This window comes from Sphingomonas sp. BL-S-29 (assembly GCF_055521495.1).
Map to the genome: position 1 here is coordinate 3741822 of NZ_CM145482.1, position 16310 is coordinate 3758131.

Annotated in this window: 12 protein-coding genes and 2 pseudogenes; 9 read left to right on the forward strand and 5 right to left on the reverse strand. The window is 67.6% G+C overall.

Annotation, left to right across the window (positions count from 1 at the left end; all coding sequences use genetic code 11):
• Nucleotides 1–9 precede the first annotated feature (9 nt).
• Nucleotides 10–1509 carry an anthranilate synthase component I gene (gene trpE / locus ACZ1I2_RS17650; protein ID WP_465176365.1) on the forward strand — a complete coding sequence of 500 codons (1500 nt, stop codon included), beginning with the start codon at nucleotides 10–12 and terminating at the stop codon, nucleotides 1507–1509.
• Nucleotides 1510–1671: 162 nt separating this feature from the next.
• On the opposite strand, the gene ACZ1I2_RS17655 is transcribed toward trpE, so the two are convergent.
• Nucleotides 1672–2079, reverse strand: a complete 408-nt coding sequence (locus ACZ1I2_RS17655) for a hypothetical protein (RefSeq protein ID WP_465176364.1) — start codon at nucleotides 2077–2079, stop codon at nucleotides 1672–1674.
• A gap of 135 nt (nucleotides 2080–2214) precedes the next feature.
• On the opposite strand from ACZ1I2_RS17655, the gene ACZ1I2_RS17660 reads away from it, so the two are divergent.
• The 6 genes from ACZ1I2_RS17660 (at nucleotide 2215) to ACZ1I2_RS17685 (ending at nucleotide 6412) form a co-directional block, all read left to right on the forward strand.
• A complete protein-coding gene (locus ACZ1I2_RS17660; protein ID WP_465172858.1) occupies nucleotides 2215–2799 on the forward strand; it encodes an anthranilate synthase component II in 585 nt (194 codons plus the stop codon).
• Between the two features lie 136 nt (nucleotides 2800–2935).
• The gene (gene trpD, locus ACZ1I2_RS17665; RefSeq protein WP_465176363.1) at nucleotides 2936–3922 is read left to right on the forward strand and encodes an anthranilate phosphoribosyltransferase; all 987 of its coding nucleotides are present in this window, start codon (nucleotides 2936–2938) and stop codon (nucleotides 3920–3922) included.
• 15 nt (nucleotides 3923–3937) lie between these two features.
• Nucleotides 3938–4723 (forward strand): indole-3-glycerol phosphate synthase TrpC, encoded by a 786-nt coding sequence (gene trpC, locus ACZ1I2_RS17670; RefSeq protein ID WP_465176362.1) that lies wholly within the window; start codon nucleotides 3938–3940, stop codon nucleotides 4721–4723.
• A gap of 343 nt (nucleotides 4724–5066) precedes the next feature.
• The gene (moaC, locus tag ACZ1I2_RS17675) at nucleotides 5067–5531 is read left to right on the forward strand and encodes a cyclic pyranopterin monophosphate synthase MoaC (protein ID WP_465176361.1); all 465 of its coding nucleotides are present in this window, start codon (nucleotides 5067–5069) and stop codon (nucleotides 5529–5531) included.
• A 64-nt stretch (nucleotides 5532–5595) separates the two neighbouring features.
• Nucleotides 5596–5952 carry an ArsR/SmtB family transcription factor gene (locus ACZ1I2_RS17680; RefSeq protein ID WP_465176360.1) on the forward strand — a complete coding sequence of 119 codons (357 nt, stop codon included), beginning with the start codon at nucleotides 5596–5598 and terminating at the stop codon, nucleotides 5950–5952.
• Entirely contained in the window at nucleotides 5936–6412 is a 477-nt protein-coding gene (locus ACZ1I2_RS17685) for an SRPBCC family protein (protein WP_465176359.1), read from the forward strand. Before ACZ1I2_RS17680 ends, ACZ1I2_RS17685 begins: the two co-directional genes overlap by 17 nt.
• A gap of 198 nt (nucleotides 6413–6610) precedes the next feature.
• On the opposite strand, the pseudogene ACZ1I2_RS17690 reads toward ACZ1I2_RS17685, so the two are convergent.
• From ACZ1I2_RS17690 to ACZ1I2_RS17700, 3 genes and pseudogenes are all read right to left on the reverse strand, one after another.
• A pseudogene (locus tag ACZ1I2_RS17690) lies at nucleotides 6611–8922 on the reverse strand (TonB-dependent receptor).
• A 466-nt stretch (nucleotides 8923–9388) separates the two neighbouring features.
• On the reverse strand, nucleotides 9389–10660 hold the full coding sequence (locus tag ACZ1I2_RS17695; protein WP_465176358.1) for an amidohydrolase family protein: 1272 nt from the start codon (nucleotides 10658–10660) through the stop codon (nucleotides 9389–9391).
• A gap of 63 nt (nucleotides 10661–10723) precedes the next feature.
• Nucleotides 10724–12037, reverse strand: a complete 1314-nt coding sequence (locus ACZ1I2_RS17700; RefSeq protein ID WP_465176357.1) for an MFS transporter — start codon at nucleotides 12035–12037, stop codon at nucleotides 10724–10726.
• Between the two features lie 168 nt (nucleotides 12038–12205).
• Here ACZ1I2_RS17700 and ACZ1I2_RS17705 point away from each other — a divergent pair, with 168 nt between their 5' ends.
• Together ACZ1I2_RS17705 and lexA are read left to right on the forward strand one after the other, a co-directional pair.
• Nucleotides 12206–13381, forward strand: a complete 1176-nt coding sequence (locus ACZ1I2_RS17705) for a molybdopterin molybdotransferase MoeA (protein ID WP_465176356.1) — start codon at nucleotides 12206–12208, stop codon at nucleotides 13379–13381.
• Between the two features lie 56 nt (nucleotides 13382–13437).
• Entirely contained in the window at nucleotides 13438–14115 is a 678-nt protein-coding gene (gene lexA, locus ACZ1I2_RS17710; protein WP_465172848.1) for a transcriptional repressor LexA, read from the forward strand.
• 4 nt (nucleotides 14116–14119) lie between these two features.
• On the opposite strand, the pseudogene ACZ1I2_RS17715 reads toward lexA, so the two are convergent.
• Nucleotides 14120–16297 (reverse strand): annotated as a pseudogene (locus ACZ1I2_RS17715) (ComEC/Rec2 family competence protein); the annotation flags it as partial.
• Nucleotides 16298–16310: the final 13 nt, after the last annotated feature.

The window sequence follows — 16310 nt, forward strand, 5'->3', positions numbered from 1 at the left end:
GCGTCCGGAATGACCGAAGCTGCTGTCGCCGCCCTCGCGGCGGGGCGGCCGGCCCTCGTCTGGCGCCGCCAGATCGCCGACACCGAGACCCCGGTCGCGGCGGCGCTCAAGCTGATCGAGCCGGGCCGCGGCGACTTCCTGCTTGAATCGGTCGAGGGCGGCGCGACGCGCGGGCGGCACAGCCTGATCGGCCTCGCCCCCGACCTGCTGTTCCGTGCCGCCGGCCCGCGCGCCGAGATCAACCGCCACTGGCTGACCGACAGGGCGGCGTTCGAACCGTGCGACGCGCCGACGCTGGAGGCCTTGCGCGCGCTGGTCGCCACCTGCCGCATGGACGTGCCGGCGGAGCTACCCCCAGCGCTTGCCTGCCTGGTCGGCTATTTCGGCTATGAGACGGTCGGGCTGGTCGAAAAGCTCGATCGCCCGGCGAACGATCCGCTCGGCCTGCCCGACATGATGTTCGTGCGCCCGACGGTCGTGCTGATCTTCGACCGGCTGGCCGACGCGCTGTTCCTCGTCGCCCCGGTCTGGCCCGATACGGCGCGCGAGCCGGGCGCGATCGTCGCCGAGGCCCAGGACCGCATCGACGCCGTCGCCGCCCGCCTCGCCACCGCTGCGCTCCCCGCCCCGGTACGCGCGGTCGATACGGCCGAGATCGCGCTCACGCCCGTCCTGGCCGAGGGCCGCTATGGCGAGATGGTCGCGCGCGCCAAGGACTATATCGTCGCCGGCGACATCTTCCAGGTCGTGCTCGCCCAGCGCTTCACCGCGCCCTTCGCGCTGCCCGCGTTCGAGCTCTACCGCGCGCTGCGCCGGATCAATCCGTCGCCCTTCCTCTATCATCTCGACCTGCCCGGCTTCGCGCTGACCGGCTCGAGTCCCGAGATCCTGGTGCGCGTGCGCGACGGCGAAGTCACCATCCGCCCGATCGCCGGCACCCGCCCGCGTGGACGTACGGCAGTCGAGGACGAGGCCAACCGCCAGAGCCTGCTCGCCGACCCCAAGGAGCGCGCCGAGCATCTCATGCTGCTCGACCTCGGCCGCAACGATGTCGGCCGGGTGGCGGAGGCAGGCTCGGTCAAGGTGACGGCGAGCTACACCACCGAGCTGTACAGCCATGTCATGCACATCGTGTCGAACGTGGTTGGGCGGCTCGACCAGAGCCACGACGCGCTCGACGCACTGTTCGCCGGCTTCCCCGCGGGCACGGTCAGCGGCGCGCCCAAGGTGCGCGCCTGCGGCGTGATCGCCGAACTGGAGCAGGAAGTGCGCGGCGCCTATGCCGGCGGCGTCGGCTATTTCTCGCCTGATGGATCGATGGACAGCTGCATCGTGCTGCGCACCGCGGTGGTCAAGGACGGCGTCATGCACGTCCAGGCCGGCGCCGGCATCGTCGCCGACAGCGACCCGGCCTATGAACAAAGGGAGTGCGAGGCCAAGGCCGGCGCGCTACTCGCGGCGGCACGCGAAGCGGTCGCGCAGGCATCGTCAGTGGGGTTCGGCCAATAACTCTTTTCATCCCTCCCCTTCAGGGGAGGGGCAAGGGGTGGGGCAGCCTTGATCGGGGCTCGACGCCCCGATCAAGGCTTCGGGCTTGGCGGGACGAGTTTTTCGGAGCGCGCAGACACGCGCACCTACCCCTTAACCCCTCCTTTTCGGCGAGGGGGAGGCTCAGGGAATTACGCTCTCCTGGCGCTTCTTCTCCGCGCGCTCGGCGGCGAATTGCTGATTCATCTTCAGCGCGCAGCCGGTCTGGCCACCCGATCCGACTGGCGAGCAGGTGTCGGGCAGACCGCCCGCCTCGCGCCCGACCTCATCGAGCGTCGCCGCGCGGTTGACCCAGCTGTTGGTCGCGGCGCTCTTCTTGGTCTCGCGCAGCGCCTTGGGGATTCGGTACGGCTCCTCCAGCGTGCTGCACACCACGACTTCGCCATCGACCGGCTTGGGGCAGGTTTCGGCGCCGGTCAGCGTCACGTTGCGGATGCGCTCGGGCGGCTTGCCGGATTCGGCCTGCTGGTCCTGCGCATGCGCAACGCCCGAGAGCGACAGCAGAGCGGCGACGGCAATCATACGAAACATAAACGCGACCTCCTGGGCGGGCATCACTTCCACGCCTCGCTATTGCTCCGCCCTGAATGAAGCGGGAGCCGGCCCAAACCATGTCGGTATCGTGGCGTGGTTGCGCAAGCGCGCGCATCCTATATGGCGACGCGCATGATCCTCGTCATCGACAATTACGACAGCTTCACCTGGAACCTGGTCCATTATCTGATGGAGCTTGGCGCCGAAGTGAAAGTCGTGCGCAACGATTCCCTCACCGCCCGCGAGGCGATCGAGAGCAACGCGCAGGGCTTCCTGATCTCGCCCGGGCCCTGCACGCCGAACGAGGCGGGCATCAGCCTGGAACTCGTCGCGGCCTGCGCACAGGCCGAAAAGCCGTTGCTCGGCGTCTGCCTCGGCCATCAGGCGATCGGCCAGCATTTCGGCGGCCAGGTCGTGCGCGGCGGATTGATGCACGGCAAGACCTCGCCGGTGGTGCATGACGGCACTGGCCTGTTCGAAGGCCTGCCCTCGCCCTTCACCGCGACGCGCTATCACTCGCTGATCGTCGAGGACATTCCCGCCGACCTGATCGTCAACGCGACCGCCGACGACGGATCGGTGATGGGCTTCCGCCACGCGACCCTGCCGATCCACGGTGTGCAGTTCCACCCGGAAAGCATCGCGACCGAGCACGGCCATGCATTGCTGGCGAATTTCGTGCGGCTCGCCGGTATCGATGTGAAGGCGCTGGCGTGAAGGCTGGAGGCGCTATCGCTCGCGGCGAAACTCTCCCCTCCCGCTTGCGGGAGGGGTCGGGGGAGGGCCTGTCCAATTCAGGGCGGCTTTCGGGGACGTGCCCTCCCCTAACCCCTCCCGCAAGCGGGAGGGGAATATGACCCCCCTCCCCGATCCCACCACCCCCCTCTCCCACGAAAGCGCGGCACAAGCGTTCGCCGACATTCTCGACGCGAAGACCTCGGAAGAGGCCATCGCCGAATTCCTTATCGCGCTCAGCGAGCGGGGCGAGACCAGCATCGAGATCGCCGAGGCCGCCAGGGCGCTCCGCGCCCGCATGATCCCGATCGACGCGCCGCACGGGGCGATCGACGTGTGCGGCACCGGCGGCGACGGCCACCACACGCTCAACGTCTCCACCGCCGTCTCGATCATCGTCGCGGCCTGCGGCGTACCCGTCGCCAAGCACGGCAACCGCGCCGCCTCGAGCAAGGCCGGCGCCGCCGATACGCTCGAGGCGCTTGGCCTCGACATGGAGCGCGCCGGCCTGAACGCCGAGGCGAGCTTGCGCGATATCGGCATCGCTTTCCTGTTCGCGGCGAACCATCATCCGGTGATGAAGCGCATCACCCCGATCCGTCGCCATATCGGCCGCCGCACCATCTTCAACCTGATGGGCCCGCTCTCCAATCCGGCACGCGTCACCCGCCAGCTGATCGGCATCGCCCGCCCCGATTACGCCTGGCCCTATGCCCAGGCGCTCGAACAGCTCGGTATCGAAGCTGCTCTGGTCGTCTCGGGCGAGGAAGGGCTGGACGAAGTCTCGGGCGCCGGTCCGACCGTCACGGTCAGCATCGGCAGCCTCTCGATGCCGGCCCGCATCGCCCCCGAGGACGCCGGCCTGCCCCGCCATGCCATCGCGGCGATCCGCGGCGGCGATCCCGAATACAACGCCGCGGCGCTGCGCCGCCTGCTCGCCGGCGAGCAGGGCGGATATCGCGACGCCGTCCTCCTCAACGCGGCCGCCGCGCTGATGGTCGCGGACAAGGCCGCCGACCTGACCGAAGGCGCCAGCCTGGCCGCTGAAGCGATCGATTCCGGCGCGGCCCGGACTCTGCTCGATCGCTGGATCGCTTACCCATGACTGACATCCTCGCCCATGACTGACATTCTTGAACGCATCCTCGAAACCAAGCGTGCCGAAGTCGCCGCGCGCAAGGCGACCATGCCGCTGTCGGAGATCGACGCATGCATCGAGCGCCAGACCAAGCCGCGCGGCTTCCGCGCCGCGCTCGACGCCAGGGCGAAGACCGGCCACGCGCTGATCGCCGAGATCAAGAAGGCGAGCCCCTCGAAAGGCCTGATCCGCGCCGATTTCGATCCCCCCGCCCATGCCCGTGCCTATGAGGCCGGTGGCGCCGTCTGCCTCTCGGTGCTGACCGACGAACCCTGGTTCCAGGGCGCGGATTCCTATCTTACCGCCGCGCGCGATGCGTGCAGCCTGCCGGTGCTGCGCAAGGACTTCATGGTCGATCCCTGGCAGGTCCCCGAATCCCGCGCGATCGGCGCGGACGCGATCCTGCTGATCATGGCCGCGCTCGACGACAGCCTGCTCGCCGAGATCGAGGCGAGCGCGCTCGAATGCGGCATGGACGTGCTGATCGAGGTGCACGATGCGAAAGAGCTCGAACGCGCGCTGAAGCTCAAGTCGCGGCTGATCGGGGTCAACAACCGCAACCTGCGCGATTTCAGCGTGGATTTCGAAAACAGCTACCGCCTCGTCGGCAAGGCGCCCGCCGGCTGCACCTTCGTCGCTGAAAGCGGCCTCACCATCCGCGCCGATCTCGACCAAATGGCAGAGCACGGCGTGCACTGCTTCCTGATCGGCGAGGCGCTGATGCGCCAGCATGACGTCGAGGCAGCGACACGGGCGCTGGTGGGGTAACCTTACCTCCGTCATGCCGGACTTGTTCCGGCATCCATGTCTCCGCAAGAGTTGCGTTCGGTGCGTGTGCGGCACGATGGACCCCGGAACAAGTCCGGGGTGACGGTCAGTTTATAGGGCGAAGTGGGTGCATCAGGGCGCAAAGACCCGATTTTCCTTCCGTTCGTTTCAAGCGTAGTCGAGAAACAGGCGCTAGAAGGATTGGGACAGACAATCCCTCCCCCGTTCGGGCTGAGCTTGTCGAAGCCCTGTCCTTCCTTCCATGGAAGAGAAGAGCAGCCCTTCGACAGGCTCAGGGCGAACGGGGAGTGGATCGCTCGCACGAAAAACGAAGGCCGGCCCTATGACCCTCACCCATCTCGACGAAACCGGTGCCGCCCATATGGTCGATGTCTCGGGCAAGCCCGTCACCGCCCGCGAAGCCAGGGCCACCGGCCGCATCGAAATGTCCCGCGAAGCCGCCGGCGCGATCCGCGACGGCACCGCGCTGAAGGGCGACGTCCTCGCCGTCGCCCGCGTCGCCGGCATCATGGCCGCGAAGCGCACCAGCGAACTGATCCCGCTTTGCCACCCGCTGCCCCTCACGCGCGTCGCCATCGACCTGTCCGTGGACGAGACCGGCGTGACCGCCACCGCCACCGCCGCGACCGAAGGCAAGACCGGCGTCGAGATGGAAGCCCTCACCGCCGTCTCGGTCGCGCTGCTGACGATCTACGACATGGCCAAGGCGATCGACAAAGCCATGACGATCGGCGGCGTCCGCCTGCTGACCAAGACCGGCGGCAAATCGGGCGACTGGAAAGCCTGACCTCTCCATCCGCGGCAAACACTAAAGCAATTGCCTAACTATCGACGCCGCGTTAGTTAGGCATATGCTTAACCAACACGATTCGCTCGATCTCGCCTTCAGCGCGCTCGCCGACCGCACCCGCCGGTCGATCGTCGAGCGGCTGTCGCGCGGTGAGGCCTCGGTCAGTGAGCTGGCCCGCCCGCTCGCCATGTCGCTGCCCGCGGTCATGCAGCATATCGCCCTGCTCGAAAGCTCTGGGCTGGTCAGGTCGGAGAAGATCGGCCGGGTGCGCACCTGCAGCCTCAACACCGCCGCGCTCGGCCACGCGGAGCAGTGGATCCAGCAGCGTCGCGCCGAATGGGATCACCGTCTCGATCGGCTTGGCGACTATCTCGGCACGCTCATGAACAAAGGAGAAGACCATGGCACAAAAGGCTGAAACGCTTGAGCCCCTGCGCATCTCGCGCGTCTATCCGGTGCCGCGCTCGCTCGCCTTCGAGGCGTGGAGCACGGCCGAGCATGTGAAGCAATGGTTCGCGCCGGCGGTGTTCACGGTCCCCGAGGCGACCGTCGACATGCGGGTCGGCGGCACCTTCGATGTCTGCATGCGCGGCCCCGACGGCACGGAGCATTGGTCGCGCGGCAGCGTTGCCGAACTCGTGCCAAACGAGCGGCTGGTGCTCGACATGCGCGCCGAGGGCGGGGACGGGAAGCTGCTGTTCAACGCCTGGACCGAGGTGACTTTCTCGGACGAGGCCGGCGGCACGCGGATCGACGTCGTGCAGACCTATGTCTTCGCCGACATGACCTTGGCGCCGATGATGGTCCAGGGCGCGCCGATGGGCTGGAGCCAGACGCTCGACAAGCTGGGCGAGGAACTCGCCCGCATGGCCGGCTGAGTAATTCCTGAGCCGCTGCCCGTCAGCCAAGGCCTGACGGCAGCTATTGGCCACCCTCCGTTCGTCCTGAGTAGGGGCTGAGTAGCCGAAGGCGTAGCGAAGACCCGTATCGAAGGACATGGCGTGAGGCCTGTCCTTCGATACGCCATTTCGACAAGCTCAATGGTTACTCAGGACGAACGGAAGATATAAAGGTGCTTAGCGGAACTTGCCGCTCACCGAGATACCGATGACGCGCGGTTCGTTGAACACCGCCGCCATATAATTCTCGATCACACCCTTCAGGTTCTTCTCGTTGGTGATGTTGCGCCCGAACAGCGCAACCTCATAGGCACCGCCCGGCGCGGAGTATCCGAGCTTCAGGCCGCCCTCGAACGTGCCGTCCGAATAGAACTCCTTGGTCTTGTAGAGCACGAAGTTCGTATAGCCCTGCAGGTTCCAGTCGGTCGCCACGAACACCTTGCCGCCATTGCCCAGCGGCACGTCGTAACGGCCGTTGAAGTTGACGGTATATTCCGGCGCGTTCGGCAGCGGCTGGCCGTCGATCTGGGCGAACACCGCCGGCGATCCGAACACCGGCACCGTGATCGTCGGGTTCTGCACGGTGCAGACCACCACGCCGTTCAGCGCGCAGACCTGCGCATAAACGCGCTTGTCCTTGATCTCGCTGTGCAGCAGGCTGAGGCCCAGGCCGAGGCTCAGGTTGGACGTGGGGCGGAACTCCGCCTCGGCTTCCAGGCCGTACGCCTTGGCCTTGTCCGCGTTGAACAGCACGCCATTGCCGTTGGAGTCGTTGCCGTTCAGCTGGATGTCGTCGACGGTGTAGGTGAAGGCCGTCGCGTTCAGGCTCAGCATGTTGTTGAACAGCCGGCTCTTGAAGCCAGCTTCCCAGGACAGGATCGTCTCGGAATTCGCCGTGGTGAAGTCCGAATTGAACACCGCCGAACGACCCTGGATGGTCGGGCCGCGGAAACCGCGCGCGACGCGGGCATAGAGGCTCACGTCCGGATTGACCTGGTAGAGCGCGCTGAAATCCCAGCTCGGCTGCGTGTCCTTCAACTCGACGAAGCGGCGGCCGGTATAGGTCACCGCGTTCGTCGCGCTGTTGGCGGTCTTCAGCAGCTGGGTGGTCTTCTTGTCCTCCGTCACGCGGCCGCCGGCGGTGAGGGTGAGGCTCGGCAGGATCTCGTAGCTGAGCTGGCCGAACGCCGCCCAGGAGGTGTTCACGTCATGCAACCGCACCCAGTTGTTCGGGTTGCGCGCGGCAGTGGTGAGGAAATAGGCGCGCTGGTAGAAATCGGTGATGTCGCGAGAATCGAAATACATGCCGCCGATCTGCCACTTGAAGCGGCTGTCGCCGTCGCTGGCGAGCCGGACCTCCTGGGTGAACTGATCGAGATTGCGCACATTGCCTTGCGACTCGCCGAAGCCGGTGCCGCCGAAATTAGCCGCCGCGCCGCCATCCGTGTCGCCGCGGCTGAAGCCCGACGTCGTCTCGTACGCGCTGATCGAGGTCAGCACGACGCCGCCGAAATCATAGGCGGCGCGAACCGACTCGCCATAGGTGGTATAGGCTTGCGGGTTGTTCATCGCTTCATCGAAAGCGACCTTGTCGCGCGGCTCGGCGTCGACGCTGTTCGAACCCTTTTTCAGCGCGGCGCGGTGGAACAGGGTGGAGGTGCCGTCATAATCGCGGGCATGCGCCGAGAGGTTGACCGAGAAGCGGTCGCCCGGCGTGAACAGCAGCTGGAAACGGATGTCGCGCTCGTCGAAGCCGCCCATCGCGTCCTTCTTCGGCGAGACGGTGCCGTCGGCGCTGGTGCCGGTGAATGTGTTGTCGACCCAGTCGTCGCGGTGCTGGTACAGCGCCGAGACGCGGAACGCGAGCAGGTCCTTGACGATCGGGCCGCCCACGCCGGCATCGGCCGTGATCGTGTTGTAGCTGCCATAGGAGAATTGCCCGCGGCCTTCGAACTCCTGGGTCGGCTTGATCGTGTCGAACTTGATGATGCCCGCCGTGGTGTTGCGGCCGAACAGCGATCCCTGCGGCCCGCGCAGCACTTCGGTCTGCGCCACGTCGAACACCGGGTTCGACTTCAGCACGACATGCTCGAGCACGACATCGTCCTGGATGATCGATACCGGCTGCGACGCGCCGAGATAGAAATCGATATTGCCGAGGCCGCGGATGTAGAAGCGCGGAAGATGCGGCCGGTCGTCGTCTCGGCATACAGGCCGGGCACGCGGCCGGAGAGCGAGAGGATGTCGTCGCCGCCGGTCTGGAAGGAGCGCAGCGAGTCACCGGTGAGCGCCGTGACCGACAGCGGCGTGTTCAGCAAGGTCTCGGGGCGCCGTTCCGCCGTCACCACGATATCGTTCAGCCCGACCTCCGCCGACTCCTGCGCCACCGGCGCGGCGGCCTCCTGGGCGGAGGCCCCGGTCGAACAGAGCAGCGCGCTGATAGCGGCACCGAACAGGAGGGAAGATTTGGCAACGGTGGATCTGGACACGGGAAACCCCTTTTAATCTGAACAAGACGCGCGGCTTTTTCCGAACCGAGACGAACGTCACGGTCCCCCGAATCGTTATCGATTTCGCTGGACGAGCCCCACGGACCGGGCCCCTAGGCGCGGAATAAGACCGTGGAATGACAGAGTCATTTCCTAGATGGAACGATCTGGTCGATTCAATCCGGAAGTGATCCGTGCGAGCGCGGCGCCCCGGGCAGCCGGCGTTCTTTCTCATCGTAACCATGAATGGTGGCGGCTCGGCCTGCGCGCTACAGCGGAAAGCAACCGCTATTTCCCGCGTTTTTTCCGTCAAAATCGACCGATTTTTCCGCTGTTATGCCGTAACAGGGAAACGCGACCTAACGCGCTGCGAACAGAGCGAAAAATCGCGCCGAAAATCCAACATTACAGCGGAAGAAAAAAGAAGATCGGAAACGGCGCTAAAAATCGCGCGCCGTCGTGGGAATCAGTCGAGCTTGCGACCGGCGATCCAGACCTGCTCCAGGCTGTGCGTGTTGCGGATATCGGTCAGCGGATTGGCCCCGAGCACCAGCAGGTCGGCCTGACGCCCGGGCCGCAAGGTGCCGACCATGTCGTCGATGTGCATCACCTTGGCCGCCCCACCCGTCGCGGCGACCAGCACCTTCATCGGCGTCAGGCCGGCCTCTACCATCATCTGCATTTCAAGATGCTCGAAATAGCCCTGCCAGCGACCGGTGGGCGCGCCGGTGTCGGTGCCCATCGCGATCTGCACGCCGGCATCGGACAGCAGCTTGAGGTTGCGCTCGGCCTGTTCCAGCGCTGACTTGATCGCCTGCGCGCTGGCGCTTGCCTTCACCCTGGCCTGGGCCTCGGGATCGAGCAGCGGGGCGAGCGGCGCGCGATAGGCCGCTTCCTTCGTGAAGAACGGATCGCTCGTGAAATCGGGGGTGGATTCATACACGAACACGGAAAGGTCGCGCGTCAGGGTCGGAATATAGCCCACGCCGTTCGCCTTGATCGCGGCGATCAACGCCGGGTCGACGTCCCGGTCGCGGATGCTGTGCGCCAGGATGTCGGCGCCGGCATCGACCACGCCCTTGGTCTCGTCGGCGGTGAACATATGGACGGCGATGCGCAGCTTCTCGAGATGCGCCTGGTCGATCATCGCGCCATAGACGGCCGGGGTGCGGATCGGCGCGTCGGGCGGCCCTTCCAGCCGGATCTTGATGATGTCGACGCCGCGCGCGGCATTGGCCGTGACGGTGGCGCGACCTTCCTCCGGCGTCTTCGCGGTGAGCACCGGGCCGGAGACGTAGAGCCGGGCCATGCCGGGTCCAAACGGCGCCGTGCGCAGTTCGTCGCGCAGCTTCACCGTCTCCACCCCGTCATCGCCCAGGCTGTAGACGGTGGTGACGCCGTAGCGGGCATAAAGCGCGAGCTGGTCGGTCAGCTGGGTGCGTGGCGGCACCGCCGACTTCGCGTCGAAGAACAGATGGCCATGCGCGTTGACGATGCCGGGCATGATCGTCTTGCCGGTCACGTCGATCACCGTGGCACCGGCGGGGACCCGGGTCCCCGCCCTGGTGCCGACCGCGACGATCTTGCCGTCGGTCACCACCACCACGCCGTTCGCGATCGGTGCCTTGCCGGTGCCGTCGATTACGCGTGCACCAGTAAAGGCGATCGTCTCGGCCTGGGCCGGCGCCAGTGCGACCAGCGACAAAACCCAGAGACCAAGCCCGCTCAACAACCGCATGCTCTTACCTCTTCGCAGCCAAAGCCGGAGCATAGCAGCGCGACCGCGCTTGGGTAGCGCGGTTCAGCCCTCCCCGCCGCCGAGCCGGCGTTTCCGCTCGAGGATGCGCACCACGCCGAAGATCATGAACAGCACGACCGGGATCAGCGCCACGACTTGGAAGGACCGCGTCGCCGCATAGGCCAGCACATCGTTCAGCACCGGCCCCGGCTGAAGCGCGGCAAAGGCTGCCTCGCCCCCTGCCCGCTCAAGCTTGGCCTTGTCGTAGATCGCGCCGAGCTTGGGCAGCACCAGCTGGATCGCCATCGCACCGGCAAAACCGACCAGCCCGATCGTCCAGGCCCCGCCGCGCGGATAGCGATAGGCCACCGCCGCGATCATCGTCGGCCACATGAAGGCGACACCCACCGCCCACACCGTCGCGGCGACCAGCGCCGTCACCGGCGAGGACGCGACGCTCAGCAGATACAGGCCCAGGCCGGCCGGTATGGTGCACAGCCACAACAGCCCCATGTCGGACACGCGGTGCGACAGGACGCCAGCGAAATGCCGCATCACGAACATGATCGCCGAGACATAGACGAGTAGCAGGATGCCCTTCATGCCCACCGTGTGCGTGAGCGCGACGTCCACCCAGGAACCCGGCGCCAGCTCGGCCGACGCCGTCAGGAACATGATCGCGAAGAAGATCCAGAAGGTCGGCCGCTTGAACGGCACCGCGATCATCTCGCCGAACCCCACGCCCAGCGCGGCGCTCTCGGTGGGCGGGAATTTCTGGGTGAGCGTCCACAGGCCGAAGGCGACGCCCGGCACCATGATCAGCGCGATGTCCCAGCGCCAGTCGAGCCCGATCTGCCCCACGCCGATGCTCGCCAGCCCGCCGACGACGATGCCCGCCGGCCACCAGGCGTGCAGCACGTTCAGCCGGTGAGTCTTGTCCGCCGGATAGAGCGCCGCCGTCATCGGGTTGATCGATGCCTCGGTGCAGCCCCAGCCCACGCCCGTCAGCGCCATGCCCAACGTGACCAGCGTCCCGATGCCCGCGCCGCTGCCCATGCTGGGCGCGAGCACCATCAGCAGCGAGCCGCCGACAAAGCTGCACGCCGCCAGCAGCAGCACCCGCTTCGCCCCGATCACGTCGAGGAACGGGCTCAGCACCAGCAGCGAAAAGGCGAACCCGCTGAACGCCGCGCCGAGCGCGCCGCCGATCATCCGGCCCGAATTCGCTGGGTCGATCGGATCGAACACGGCCTGGCGGATCGCATCCGACGCGGCGGTGCGCATCGAAAAGGCGACCGCGGCGGTGAACAGCGCCAGCACGCAGATCCAGAACAGGGCAGTACGATTATAGGCGTCAGGCGCCGGTGCTTGCGTCATGCATCTTCCCCCGTGACATGGCCCATGGCCATGCGAAGCACCCCGCCGACTTGATCGCGGCCAGTCTGCTACCGAAGCGATTGCTATAACACTCGTTTGCAAGATGGTAGCGGTAACTGACACGCCTGCCGTCTCGACCCATGGCGCCCCGCCGGATAGGGATGCGGGATGATCTCCGTCACCGAAGCCCAGGCCCGCCTGTTCGCACTTGCCCCTCCCGTCGAGATGGAGACCGTGCCCCTGCGTGAGGCAGCCGGACGCTGGACCGCCCGCAACATACTCGCCCTGCGCACTCAACCTGCCAGCGACCTTTCGGCGATGGACGGCTATGCGATCCGCTTCGCCGACTTGCCCGGCCCCTTCACCCTGGCCGGCGAGAGCGCGGCCGGCCGGCCCTTCGCCGGCGAGGTCGGCACGATGGAGGCGGCGCGTATCTTCACTGGCGCCGCGATGCCCGCCGGCGCTGACACCGTGCTGGTGCAGGAGGAGGCAAGGCAGGAGGGCGACCTGATCCTCCTCACCGGCGAAGGGCCCGGCGCCTGGGGCAAGAACACGCGCCGCAAGGGCCTCGACTTCTCCACCGGCGACCTGCTCATCCCTCAGGGCGCGCGCCTCACCCCGGCCCGGATCGCGGTGGCGGCAACCGGCGGGCACGGCGCTCTCCCCGTCACCCGCCGCCTTCGTGTCGCGATCGTCGCGACCGGCGACGAGCTGGTCGTACCGGGCAGCGCGCTGACGGACGAAGTGCTGCCCGAGTCCAACGGCGCCATGCTGGCCGCGCTGCTCGCCGACCTGCCCGTCGAGGTGATCGACCTCGGCATCCTGCCCGACCGGCTCGATGTAACCACCGCTGCCTTTGCCGCGGTCGATGCCGACATCCTCGTCACCACCGGCGGCGCCTCGGTCGGCGACCACGATCTGGTCCGCCCGGCGCTCGCTGCCGCGGGCGGCAGCATCGATTTCTGGCGGATCGCGCTCCGCCCGGGCAAGCCGATGATGGCGGGCCGGCTCGGCGGCGCGGTGGTGCTCGGCCTGCCGGGCAACCCGGTTTCGGCCTTCGTCACCGCCTTCCTGTTCCTCCGCCCGCTGATCGCTATCATGGCGGGCGCGCCCGATCCGTTCCCGCGCACCTCCACCGCGATCCTCGGCGAGGACCTGCCGGCGAACGACCACCGCCAGGATTATCTGCGCGCCGCGATCCGCGACGGCCATGTCTTCGCCGCCGGCATTCAGGACAGTTCGATGCTGCTGACGCTCGCCCGCGCCGACTGCCTGATCGTCCGCGCGCCCAATGCACCGGCGCTCGGCGCCGGCGAGGTGGTGGAAATCCTTCCATTCGCTTGACACGGCACCGGAACATTGCATAAACGTTCCCAGTCTGTTCCGACGGAGGAATTGGGATGCTTACCCGCAAGCAGCACGAGCTGATCTGCTTCATCAACGACCGGCTCGAGGCGAGCGGCGTTTCGCCCTCGTTCGAGGAAATGAAGGAGGCGCTCGACCTCAAGTCCAAATCGGGCGTCCACCGCCTGATCAGCGCGCTGGAGGAACGCAAGTTCATCCGCCGCCTGCCCAACCGCGCCCGCGCGCTCGAAGTGCTGCGCATGCCGGAACGGCCCGAGGCAGTGCGCAAGGGCGCCGCTGCGGCCGCCGCGCCGACCGGCAATGTGAAGAAGCTCCCCGAGCCGGCGAACGACGTGATCGAGATTCCGCTGCACGGCCGGATCGCGGCCGGCGTGCCGATCGAGGCGTTCGAGGGCCAGTCGATGCTCGCGGTGCCCGCCGCATTGCTCGGCGGCGGCGAACATTATGCGCTCGAGGTCTCGGGTGACTCGATGGTCGATGCCGGCATCCTCGACGGCGATTATGCCCTGATCCGTCGCGCCGACACGGCGCGCGACGGCGAGATCGTCGTGGCGCTGATCGACGACAGCGAAGCGACGCTCAAATATTTCCGGAAGGAAGGCGCGATGATCCGCCTCGATCCGGCGAACCGCGCCTATGATCCGCAGCGTTATTCCCCGCATCAGGTGCGCGTGCAGGGTAAGCTCGCCGGCCTGCTCCGCCGCTACGTCTGACCGGCACGGGCGCCGTCACCCGCCAGGGGTGGCGGTCGCCCGGCTGCAACACGGTGGTGACATGGCCGGTACGCAGCGTCACCGCGACACCACCGGTCTTGGCCAGCATGTCGCGGTCGAGCTTTAGCCAGCGCGGGCGGCAGCCATCGGGCAGCCAGCGCTCGCTGACCACGATATCGGCGGTGGCGCATGCCGCGATCAGCTCGCCCGCCGGCACTAGATAGGCGCTCCGCGTCGCGAGGATCCGCCAGCTCCGGCCGCCCGCCTTCTGCTCGACCAGACAGAGATCGCGGCTGCACCGCGCCTCTGGTTGATCGGCGAGGAACAGGGGCTCGCCGTCCACCCCGCTATTCTCCGCCAGCATGTCCGACGTGTAGTCGCCGACCCGATCACGCAGCAGCGCCAGCCCGCCCCGCGCCGTCCGGATCGCGACATGCCGTCCGTCGCCGGTGACGAGCAGGTCGGGCGTCGGCGTCGTCAGCGCCCAGGCAGCGCCCATCGCGAACGGCACGCCGCCGAGCTGCCGCCAGCGCGTCCGCCACAAGGCGACCCACAGCCCGCCGAACGCCATCAGCCCGAAAGCCCCGCCCGGCATCGCCGGTAGCGCCGCGACCGATCCGGGGATGCTCGCGGTAGCATGCGCGATCCACAGCAGCAGGTCGAGCGACCGCGCCGTCAGCCACCACAAGGGCGCGCCAATCCCCGCCAGGTCGAACAATAGCGCCAGCGCTTCGAGCGGCATGACGATGAAGGTGGTCAGCGGGATCGCGACGATATTGGCGACCGCGCCATAGATGCCCGCCTTGTGGAAGTGGAACAGCGCGATCGGGATCAGCGACAGCTCGACCACCACGCCGGTCAGCAGCAGCGACAGCAAGGTCCGCCCCAGCTTCTGCCACCAGGGCTGTTCGCGCGGCGCGAACCACGCCTTCACCCGCGGATGCTCGTGCAGCGCGACGATCGCCGCGACCGCCGCGAAGGAGAGCTGGAAACTCGGCCCGGCCAGCGCGTCGGGGAAGAGCAGCAGCACGATGAAGGCGCCGGCCGCGACCAGCCGCAGGGTAATCGCCTCGCGCCCCATCGCCATCGCGATCAGTACCAGCAGCGCCGCGACGCAGGACCGGATCGTCGGCACCTCGGCGCCGGTCAGCCAGGTATAACCGATCGCCGCCACTGCACCCGCCCCGGCAGCGATCAGCGGCAGGCGGAAACGCAGCGCCAGCCACGGGCTGAGCGCGAGCAACCGCAACACCAATAGCATCACTGCGCCGACCACCGCAGTGATGTGCAGCCCGCTGACCGATAGGAGATGCGCCAGCCCCGACCGGCGCATCGCTTCGGCATCCTCCTCGGAGATGCCGCCCTGGTCCCCGGTCGCCAGCGCCGCCGCAATCGCCCCACCGCTGCCCGGCGCGCTCGCCTGGATGTGCTTCGACAGTTTTTCGCGCAGGCCGGCGCCACTGGATGCCCCCGGACTGACGACGCTGACCGGCCCGAAGCCGCGCCCGGTGGCGCCGATTCCATCGAACCAGGCGACACGGGCGTAGTCGTACGCCCCAGGCACCGCCGGCTGGGGCGGCGGCATCAACCGCGCACCGAGCCGGATCGTCGCGCCCCGCGACAGCGCCGCCGGCACATCCGCCTCGGCCAGATTGACGCGGACATGCTGCGGCAAGGTCGGCAGCGGCCGCGTGTCCTTACGCCCCGGACGCGCGGGGACGGCCACGACACGAACCGGCGTCAACCGCAACCGCACCAGATCGCGCGACGGCAGCGGCTCGGCTCGTTCCACCCGCGCTTCGAAGGTCGCGATCACCGGACGGGCCAGCACCTGTCCGTCCGACCTCTCCGCCCGCCACCAGATCAGCGCCAGCCCCGCCGCCGCGAGCAGCGACCCCACCGCCACCACGCGCCCGGCCCGCCCGCCGCGCCCGACGGCAATCGCGAACAGCGCCACGCCGGCCAGCGCGAGCAACAGCGTCCACCACCATGCCGAATCGGGCAACACGAGCCACGCAGCGATCCCCGCCCCGAACGACACCGGCACCCACAGGAAAAGCTGATCGCGCTCGGCTTCGAGCCACAGCTCCAGCCCTGCCTTGGCCTTGCGCAACCGGGCGCCAGCCCCGATTTGAAGGAGCCGGGGTCGCGTGCTAGGGGCCTCGGCGGCTGTACTGGCCATCGATTTTCAAGTC

What these genes read in the sequence shown, in the direction of transcription:
- moaC (WP_465176361.1), top strand. Translation starts at nt 5,067, where the DNA reads ATGACCCTCACCCATCTCGACGAAACCGGTGCCGCCCATATGGTCGAT.
- trpE (WP_465176365.1), top strand. Translation starts at nt 10, where the DNA reads ATGACCGAAGCTGCTGTCGCCGCCCTCGCGGCGGGGCGGCCGGCCCTC.
- ACZ1I2_RS17680 (WP_465176360.1), top strand. Translation starts at nt 5,596, where the DNA reads ATGCTTAACCAACACGATTCGCTCGATCTCGCCTTCAGCGCGCTCGCC.
- ACZ1I2_RS17660 (WP_465172858.1), top strand. Translation starts at nt 2,215, where the DNA reads ATGATCCTCGTCATCGACAATTACGACAGCTTCACCTGGAACCTGGTC.
- ACZ1I2_RS17705 (WP_465176356.1), top strand. Translation starts at nt 12,206, where the DNA reads ATGATCTCCGTCACCGAAGCCCAGGCCCGCCTGTTCGCACTTGCCCCT.
- ACZ1I2_RS17655 (WP_465176364.1), bottom strand. Translation starts at nt 2,079, where the DNA reads ATGTTTCGTATGATTGCCGTCGCCGCTCTGCTGTCGCTCTCGGGCGTT.
- ACZ1I2_RS17700 (WP_465176357.1), bottom strand. Translation starts at nt 12,037, where the DNA reads ATGACGCAAGCACCGGCGCCTGACGCCTATAATCGTACTGCCCTGTTC.
- trpC (WP_465176362.1), top strand. Translation starts at nt 3,938, where the DNA reads ATGACTGACATTCTTGAACGCATCCTCGAAACCAAGCGTGCCGAAGTC.
- lexA (WP_465172848.1), top strand. Translation starts at nt 13,438, where the DNA reads ATGCTTACCCGCAAGCAGCACGAGCTGATCTGCTTCATCAACGACCGG.
- trpD (WP_465176363.1), top strand. Translation starts at nt 2,936, where the DNA reads ATGACCCCCCTCCCCGATCCCACCACCCCCCTCTCCCACGAAAGCGCG.
- ACZ1I2_RS17685 (WP_465176359.1), top strand. Translation starts at nt 5,936, where the DNA reads ATGGCACAAAAGGCTGAAACGCTTGAGCCCCTGCGCATCTCGCGCGTC.
- ACZ1I2_RS17695 (WP_465176358.1), bottom strand. Translation starts at nt 10,660, where the DNA reads ATGCGGTTGTTGAGCGGGCTTGGTCTCTGGGTTTTGTCGCTGGTCGCA.